General features: G+C 59.8%; 6 protein-coding genes and 1 pseudogene. 5 read left to right on the forward strand and 2 right to left on the reverse strand.

The window, feature by feature from the left end; all coding sequences use genetic code 11:
* Positions 1 to 2: 2 nt before the first annotated feature.
* Positions 3 to 1,268 carry an efflux RND transporter periplasmic adaptor subunit gene (locus AC07VI_RS27635; protein WP_492992252.1) on the reverse strand — a complete coding sequence of 422 codons (1,266 nt, stop codon included), beginning with the start codon at positions 1,266 to 1,268 and terminating at the stop codon, positions 3 to 5.
* 222 nt (positions 1,269 to 1,490) lie between these two features.
* Between AC07VI_RS27635 and AC07VI_RS27640 the strand changes: the two genes are divergently transcribed.
* A complete protein-coding gene (locus AC07VI_RS27640; RefSeq protein WP_492992254.1) occupies positions 1,491 to 3,083 on the forward strand; it encodes a MutS-related protein in 1,593 nt (530 codons plus the stop codon).
* Positions 3,084 to 3,092: 9 nt separating this feature from the next.
* On the opposite strand, the gene AC07VI_RS27645 is transcribed toward AC07VI_RS27640, so the two are convergent.
* Positions 3,093 to 5,018, reverse strand: a complete 1,926-nt coding sequence (locus tag AC07VI_RS27645) for a phosphoethanolamine transferase (RefSeq protein ID WP_157792488.1) — start codon at positions 5,016 to 5,018, stop codon at positions 3,093 to 3,095.
* Positions 5,019 to 5,442: 424 nt separating this feature from the next.
* Between AC07VI_RS27645 and rpsL the strand changes: the two genes are divergently transcribed.
* From rpsL to AC07VI_RS27665, 4 genes and pseudogenes are all read left to right on the forward strand, one after another.
* Entirely contained in the window at positions 5,443 to 5,826 is a 384-nt protein-coding gene (rpsL, locus tag AC07VI_RS27650) for a 30S ribosomal protein S12 (RefSeq protein ID WP_076565188.1), read from the forward strand.
* Between the two features lie 151 nt (positions 5,827 to 5,977).
* On the forward strand, positions 5,978 to 6,448 hold the full coding sequence (rpsG, locus tag AC07VI_RS27655) for a 30S ribosomal protein S7 (RefSeq protein ID WP_010394377.1): 471 nt from the start codon (positions 5,978 to 5,980) through the stop codon (positions 6,446 to 6,448).
* Positions 6,449 to 6,556: 108 nt separating this feature from the next.
* A complete protein-coding gene (gene fusA, locus AC07VI_RS27660; RefSeq protein ID WP_086146711.1) occupies positions 6,557 to 8,662 on the forward strand; it encodes an elongation factor G in 2,106 nt (701 codons plus the stop codon).
* A 72-nt stretch (positions 8,663 to 8,734) separates the two neighbouring features.
* Positions 8,735 to 8,808: pseudogene (locus AC07VI_RS27665) on the forward strand (GTP-binding protein); the annotation flags it as partial.

Here is an 8,808-nt window from a genome sequence, read left to right on the forward strand (position 1 = left end):
AATTAGTTGAGCGCGACGCGGGCCGCGTTCGTAAAGTTTTCCGTGCCGGCGACCACCACCTTGTCGCCCAGCTTCAGGCCGTCGAGAATTTCGACGGCCGCCACGCTGGTGGCGCCCAGCTTGATGGGAGTGCGGATGGCGACGCCATCGCGCACCACGTAGGCGAAACGTCCCCCTTCGGCCTCGACGAAGGAGCCGCGCGCCAGCATCAGCACATTGGGCCGCTCGTCGATCAGCAGGCGCGCCGCCACGCGCTGGTTCTGGCGCAGGCCGGCCGGCTGTTCGCCGTTGAAGCGCACGCGCGCCAGGACCTGGTTTTTCACCACTTCGGGCGACAGCGCCGAGAGTTTTCCCGTTGCCTTGATGGCGCCAGTTTCGATTTCCGCACGCATGCCCAGGCCGATATCGGCCACATAGGTTTCCGGCACTTCCAGTTCGACTTCCAGCTGCGACAGGTCGACCAGGGTCATCAGCGCCGTATTGGCTTGCACCACGCTGCGGTTGGCCACCGACAGGGTGCCGATAAAACCGTTGACGGGCGCGCGCACGGTCAGTTCGTCGACGCGGCGCTGGGCATTGTCGCGGACGAGGCGCTGGCGCTCCAGTTCATTGAGCCTGGTCTTCAGGGCCAGAGTCACGTCCTCGCCTTCCAGACCGGCCGCCTGGGAGGCGTGCTTGCTGCGGATCTCGGCCGAGTTGAGCGCGTCCTTGGCCTTCTGGTAATCGATCTTGGCGATGATGCCCACCTGCGCCACGCTTTCGTAGCGTTCCAGCGTGCGCTGCGCGGACAGGCGCTCGATTTCCGCCGTGTCGGCTTCGCGCCGCGCCAGCAGTTTCTGCTTCTTGGCCAGAATCTGCTGGCGCGCCACTTCCGCTTCCAGCTGCTGCACGCTCGACTGTTCGCGTTTCAGCGTGTCGGACAGGTCGGGTGACTCCAGCACGGCCAGGATGTCGCCCTTCCTGACCGTGTCGCCCGCCTTCGCCTTCAGGGTCACCGTGGCCACTGTGGTGGAATACAGGGTGGGGCTGATGGCGGCCACCACGCGCCCGGTGACGGCGGCGTCGCGGACCAGGGTGCCGCGCGTGACCTCGGCGATGCGCAGGCGGCTGGCGTTGACGGAGTGTTCGCTGTTGCGCCAGCCGGAGAACACGGCGATGGCGCCGCCGATGACGATGGCGGCGCCGGCCAGTACGAGGGCGCGTTTTTTGTGACGCTGACCCGGCGGGGCGGACAGCACGGCGTCTTGGGAGGAGGTATCGCGGATCATGGCGGACGTTTCGTGGACAATACCCTTTTGCTAGCAGATTCTGTGCCAGATTCAAGATGTTGATTTGCAAGGGGAAAATATAAAGTGTCCGGCTGTCCGCCGTGTCCGCACCGTCCAGCGGGCGTCCGCGCATGCATGGATCTTGATAAGCTGATAATCGCCCCGATCTGTGCCTGGCAGTGATGGCGCGCGGCGCCAAGCTGGCCACCTTTCTGGAGCATGATGCCTGCCTCGCCCCCCAAGCCGTCCCTGTATGCCAAGCTGCGCCACTGGTTGCGCCAGTTCGCCAGCCTGCCAGAGCCGGCCGAATTCGATTATCCGTTTGCCCGCAGCGACATCGCCATGCTGCACCAGGTCGAGGGCGGTCCGGCCCAGCTCGATGGCCAGACCTGGGAGGAAATGCTGCTCGATGACTACCATGCACAGCTTGCCGCGCAGACCAGCATCGTTGGCCAACAGCGCCTGCATCAGCGTCTGGCGGGTGGCACGGCAGACGCCGCCTCGCGCGCGCGCATCGCTGCCCTGCTGGCGGCGCCGGCACAGCAAGCCGTGCTCGAGCAAGCCATGCAGCCCTTGCGCACGGCGGACATGGAAGTGGCGGCGCTGCTGTGTGGCGCACCGCCGCCGGCGGTGCCGTGGTGGAGCCGCTGGCTGCTGCTGCCCACCGTGGCACTGCTGCTGTCGCTGCTGGCCGCATGGCTGGTCGCGCCGCTGGCATGGGCCGTCGCGGTGCCCGTCTGGCTCTTGCTGATGGCGTTGCAGATGCGCTTTTACGACCTTTGCAAACCGTGGGAGCGCAGCGTATTTACCTTGCAGCAGATACTGCTGGTGCATGGCCGCCTGGGCGCGCTCGATACTGCGTTCACGGCGCAGCTGCGAGAAGGCGGGCGGGCTGCCGGCGTGATCAACCGCCAGATCACGCCGCTGCGCTGGATCAAGATGATTCCCTTGTTGAGTGAATATGACGACTGGCTCATGCTGGGCAATATCCGCCGTTATTTTCACAGCTTGCGCGTGGTGCGGCGCGAGCGCGCCTTTCTGCGCCAGAGTTTCCTGCTGCTGGCCGACCTGGAGGCGGACCTGGCCCTGGCGCGCCACCTGCGCGGTCGCGCACAGTTTTGCTGGGCGCAGGAAAGCGATGCGCGGCAGTTGTCACTCGATGCCATGGTGCATCCGCTGCTGGACGGCGCCGTGCCACTGTCGCTGTATCTCGATGGCCGCGGCGCCTTTATTTCGGGGCAGAATGCGATCGGCAAGAGCACCTTGCTGCGTGGCGTCGGCCTCAACCTGATCAGTGCGCGCGCCTTTGGCTTTTGCTATGCGCAGGCGGCCAGCGTACCCTTGCTGCCCCTGTATTCGAGCATGCAGAACGAGGATACGCTCGATGGCGGCGAAAGCTTATATATCGCCGAACTGCGGCGCGCGCGCGAACTGCTGGCGCTGGCCGAGGGCGCCGCGCCGGCCCTGTTCCTGATCGACGAGATCTTCCGCGGCACCAACCACCTCGAATCGGTGGCGGCGGCCGCCGCCGTGCTGCATACGCTGGCGGCACGCAACCTGGTAATCGTCTCGTCGCACAACCTGGTGCTGGGGCCGTTGCTGGAAGACTGTCTGGCGCCCTGGTGCGTGCGCCGCGATGACGCCGGTGTGCTGCTGCTGGCCCCTGGCGTGCTGCAGGCCACCAACGGCATCGCCCTGCTGGCGCAGCGCGGCTTCGGCAGCGCCATCGAGGCGAAGGCGGGACAGGTCTTCGACTGGCTCAGCACGCGCATGGCGCAACCGGCCGATTGCGGCGGCGTCCTCGAAGGGGCTTGATAGCTGTCCTTACTTGTCCTGCTTCTCCGGCGTGCTCTTGTCGATCACTTCGCGGCAATCGCCACGGATGATGGCGTTGTCGTAGTTGGTCCAGCCGTAGCTGTCGACATAGCGCTTGTGCTGCTTGAAGCGGGGGCTGGCGATGCTCCACTCGGGCTGTTCGCCGGCGAAGCGGATGTCGCCCAGGTCGAGCAGGGTGTGGAACATGTTTTCCGTCGACAGACGCGCTTTCTGATGGCGCTGCAGCTGCGTTACCTTGTCGGGATAGCGCTGCTGGAATTGCTGCGAATACCAGACGAAGGCGGGCACGTGGAATTCGAACTGCGTGTTGTGGCCATGGAAGGCCAGGCGGCAGCTGCCGTCGTACAGTGTCTGGCCATGGTCGGCCACGTAGACGAGCGAGCTGCGCAGGGCGCTGCGCTGGCCATCGTCCTTCAGGATGCCGATCACGCCGGAGAGGAACCAGTCCGTGTACAGGATGGAGCTGTCGTAGCTGTTGTTCAACTGCGGCTTGATGGCCGTGTCCGTGTAGACGGGTTTGTCGACGCCGAACAGCGACGGTTGCCACTTGTCGAATGCCTTCGGATAGCGCTGGCTGTAGTTCCAGTGGCTGCCCAGCGTGTGCAGCACGATGAGTTTTTTCGGCGCCGGGTCGGCCAGCGCGTTCTTGAACGGGTCGAAGAGGATCTGGTCGAAGTTCGAGTTGTTGGTAAAGCCGCCCAGATTCAGGAACTGCACCACGTCCGCTTCCTTGGCGAATACGGAGACGGGCGTGTCGAACTGGCCGAACGAAATCTGGTTCGACAGCCAGTAGGTTTTGAAACCCGCTTCCTTGTAGGCAGTGAGGAAGGATTTTTCCGAAAAACCATCCTTGAGGCTTTGCGTGGCCGGCTTGCGCGAGATGATGACGGGTACCGACAGGCGCGTGGCGGAAACGGCCGTGATGACGTCGGCCAGCGGCACCAGGTTGGCTTCCTGTTTCAGCAGGGGATTGGTGTCGCGCTCATAGCCGTTCAGGCTCCAGCGGTCGTAGCGCGACGATTCGCCGATCACCATCACCACCACTTCCGGGTGGGGATCGGGCTGTTGCTGGTGCGCGCCGAAGCGGAAGCTGCTGCTTTTCTGCCCCAGTTCGGCCAGGTATTTGCGCTCCTTGTAAAAATCGAGGCCGCGCGCCATCAGGCCAAAGGGCCAGGAATTGCTGACGGTATCGAAGGCGTAGGGCAGGCGCGCCCAGTGGGGCAGGCTGGGCCAGCCCAGGCCCGTCTCGTCGGCGCCGGCGATGCTGGCATTTTCGGGCTTGCTGCTCTCGTCGTCCTCTTCCGCTTCGTCGTCCGCCGAGCTGGCGTCGCCAAAGCCGGACGCGCCCGGCTTGCTGCTGCCGGCCGATGGCTTGGCGGCCTTGGCCGAGGCGACGGCGCTATGCGGGGGGCTGGCGTCGAAACCGAATTCGTAGCCATACCACCAGAAGCCGCCCAGCAGGATCAGCAGCACGAAGGCGGCCGGACGCGTCTTGCCGCGCCAGTCGAGGTCGCGCGTGCGCGTGGCCGCAAACCAGCCGAGCAGGCACCAGGCGATCACGCCCAGCATGACGGCGCCCATCAGCCATACTTTTTGCCCGAGGAATTCCATTGCTTCCTTGGGGCTGGTTTCGAAGATGATGCCCAGGTGATGCGTGGAAATGCCCTGGCCATAGAAGATGAACAGATAGATTTCCGTCGGCAGGGCCAGGAAGGCGGGCACCAGCAGCCAGTGGAAGTAAGCGGGGCGTTTGAACACGCTCCAGACGGCCAGCCACGCCAGCAGTTCGAAGGTGAGCATCTGCCAGGGATGTTCGAGTGGACGCCCCAGCAGCGCAGGGACAAAGGGCACGGCCGTCAGCAGGGCATAGGTCAGCAGCAGGAACACGGTGGCGGGGCGAAGCAAGGGGCGCATAAGGGAGGGCAGCGAAAAATGTCCGCTATTATCAATCCTTTTGTCACCTTGCGGTCATACAAGAACGGCCTCGTGCGATGCTTGCACGCAGGAAAAAATATCAAACAATCATTTGTATTGGCCGGCTCTGGTCCGGTTGCCCGCAGCGAAAATTAGCCAAAAGGCTACAAAACGGCCCGTTTTTTGCCTTTTTTTATAGCAAAAAGCCGTAAACTGATTGACCCCCTGTAACACAAGGTCTAAACTAGCGAGTTCTCGATTTTATTCTGCACATCGTTTACGTGTTACTTGGCATTTCATGGCCGCTCCTTATCGAGTGGCTGCGGGCGCCTCCGGTGCGCAGCAGATAGAAACGGGACGAGGTTTTAGTCGCCGGGCATCTTGTCCGGGTTATTAATCGTATTTTTTTGTTGGATTTATAACGATGCCAACCATCAATCAGTTGATTCGCCAGCCGCGTGTTTCGGTACGCGTCAAGAGCAAATCGCCGGCGCTGGAAAACAGCCCGCAAAAACGTGGCGTCTGCACACGTGTTTACACCACGACTCCAAAGAAGCCTAACTCGGCTCTGCGTAAAGTCGCTAAAGTTCGCCTGACCAATGGTTTCGAAGTCATTTCGTACATTGGCGGTGAAGGCCATAACCTGCAAGAGCATAGTGTTGTGCTGTTGCGCGGCGGTCGCGTTAAGGATTTGCCGGGTGTGCGTTACCACATGGTTCGCGGTGCCCTGGATACCCAAGGCGTTAAAGACCGTAAGCAATCGCGTTCGAAGTATGGTACCAAGCGCGCTAAAGCTGGCAAGAAGTAATAAGTTGTACGCAGCAAACCAAGTTTCGCTCAGTGGCAACTAGCTAAGTGAATGTAGTCGACCGCATCTGGTCGAGTAAGTGGAAGACTATGATGGTCGTCCGCGAGTGTGCGAAGAACGCGCGCTCAACTGAAGATTGAAAGGAATTGATATGCCACGTCGTCGTGAAGTACCCAAGCGCGAAATTTTGCCAGATCCAAAATTCGGCAACACTGATGTCGCTAAATTTGTAAACGTGCTGATGCTGTCCGGTAAGAAATCGGTTGCAGAAAACATCATCTACGGTGCTTTCGAGCACATCGCAGCAAAATCGGGCAAAGATCCGCTCGAAGTTTTTGCTACCGCAATCAACAACGCCAAGCCGTTGGTTGAGGTGAAATCCCGTCGTGTTGGTGGTGCAAACTACCAGGTGCCGGTCGAAGTTCGCCCAGTCCGTCGTATGGCGCTGTCCATGCGTTGGTTGCGTGAAGCTGCTAACAAGCGCAGCGAAAAATCGATGCCACAACGCCTCGGCGGTGAGCTGATGGAAGCGGCTGAAAGCCGCGGCGGCGCGATGAAAAAGCGCGACGAAGTCCATCGTATGGCTGAAGCGAACAAAGCGTTCTCGCATTTCCGCTTCTAATATAAAGCCAGCTTCCGCAAGGCGGCTGTCAAGCATCTGTTGTTCGAGGCCGGGCTCATTTTTGCAAAAAAATGCTGCTCGGTTTTGTCCATTCATTTAGGATTAATTATGGCCCGCAAGACCCCCATTGAGCGCTATCGCAATATCGGTATCTCCGCTCACATCGATGCAGGTAAGACGACCACGACCGAGCGCGTCCTGTTCTACACCGGCGTGAACCACAAGCTGGGCGAAGTACATGATGGCGCTGCCACCACCGACTGGATGGCGCAGGAGCAAGAGCGCGGCATCACGATTACCTCGGCTGCTGTTACGTGCTTCTGGAAAGGCATGGCAAACAACTTCCCAGCGCATCACATCAACATCATCGACACCCCAGGCCACGTTGACTTCACCATTGAAGTGGAACGTTCGATGCGCGTGTTGGATGGCGCCTGCATGGTTTACTGTGCAGTCGGCGGCGTGCAGCCACAATCGGAAACGGTATGGCGTCAGGCTAACAAATACAAAGTGCCACGTCTGGCTTTCGTGAACAAGATGGACCGTACCGGCGCCAACTTCTTCAAGGTCTACGATCAGATGCGTTCGCGTCTGAAAGCCAACCCAGTGCCTATTCAGATGCCTATCGGTGCTGAAGACGTCTTCACCGGCGTTATCGATCTGGTCAAGATGAAGGCCGTCATTTGGGACGACGCTTCGCAAGGCATGAAGTTTGAATACGAAGACATTCCTGCACACCTGGCTGCTGATGCTGCCAAGTGGCGCGAGAACATGGTTGAAGCCGCTGCTGAAGCGTCGGAAGACCTGATGAACAAGTACTTGGAAGAAGGCGACCTGTCGGAAGCCGAGATCAAGGCTGCTCTGCGCCAGCGTACCATCGCCAGCGAAATCGTTCCAATGCTGTGCGGTACCGCCTTTAAAAACAAGGGCGTACAAGCAATGTTGGACGCGGTGATCGAGTACCTGCCATCGCCAATCGACATCCCGCCAGTACCAGGTCTGGATGAGGACGAGCAGCCTGTCGAGCGTAAAGCTGACGACAACGAGAAATTCTCGGCGCTGGCGTTCAAAATCGCAACCGATCCGTTCGTGGGTCAGCTGTGCTTCATCCGTTGCTACTCGGGTACCTTGAATTCGGGTGACTCGGTGTTGAACTCCGTGAAGCAGAAGAAAGAGCGTATTGGCCGTATCGTGCAGATGCAAGCCAATGAACGCGAAGAAATCAAGGAAATGCGCGCTGGCGACATCGCCGCGGTTGTGGGTCTGAAAGACACCACCACTGGCGATACGCTGTGCGACGACAAGGCGAGCGTGGTTCTGGAGCGCATGGTCTTCCCTGAGCCAGTGATTTCGCAAGCGGTTGAGCCAAAAACCAAGGCTGACCAGGAAAAAATGGGCCTGGCGCTGAACCGTCTGGCAGCAGAAGATCCATCGTTCCGCGTGCGTACCGATGAAGAATCGGGTCAGACCATCATCGCCGGTATGGGCGAGTTGCATCTGGACATCATTGTTGACCGCATGAAGCGCGAATTCAACGTTGAAGCCACCGTCGGCAAGCCACAAGTGGCTTACCGCGAAACGATCCGTAAAGTGTGCGAAGAGTCGGAAGGCAAATTCGTCAAGCAATCGGGTGGTCGTGGTCAATACGGTCACGTGGTTCTGAAGATCGAGCCGCAAGAGCCGGGCAAGGGCTTCGAATTCGTTGACGCGATCAAGGGCGGTACCGTTCCTCGCGAATACATCCCTGCAGTTGAAAAAGGTGTGCGCGACACGCTGCCTTCGGGCGTGATGGCTGGCTACCCAGTTGTTGACGTCAAAGTCACGCTGTTCTTCGGTTCGTACCACGATGTTGACTCGAACGAAAATGCATTCCGCATGGCCGCTTCGATGGCATTCAAAGATGGCTGCCGCAAAGCATCGCCAGTCATCCTGGAGCCGATGATGGCCGTGGAAGTGGAAACGCCGGAAGACTACGCCGGTACCGTGATGGGCGACCTGTCGTCGCGTCGCGGCATGGTACAAGGCATGGATGAAATTGCTGGCGGTGGCGGCAAGATCATCAAGGCCGAAGTTCCTCTGTCGGAAATGTTCGGTTACGCTACATCGTTGCGTTCCTCGACGCAAGGCCGTGCGACTTACACGATGGAATTCAAGCACTATTCGGAAGCTCCGAAACATGTGACTGAAGCCATCGTAAGCTCGAAAGCTAAGTAATAGAAGTTCCGGGCCGGCTTTCACGAGAATGCCGGTCCCTACATTTAAATCATTGTTCTAAGGAAGAATAAAATGGCAAAAGGTAAATTCGAACGGACCAAGCCGCACGTTAACGTCGGCACCATCGGCCACGTCGACCACGGTAA

This window comes from Janthinobacterium sp. GW821-FHT03A03 (assembly GCF_059421435.1).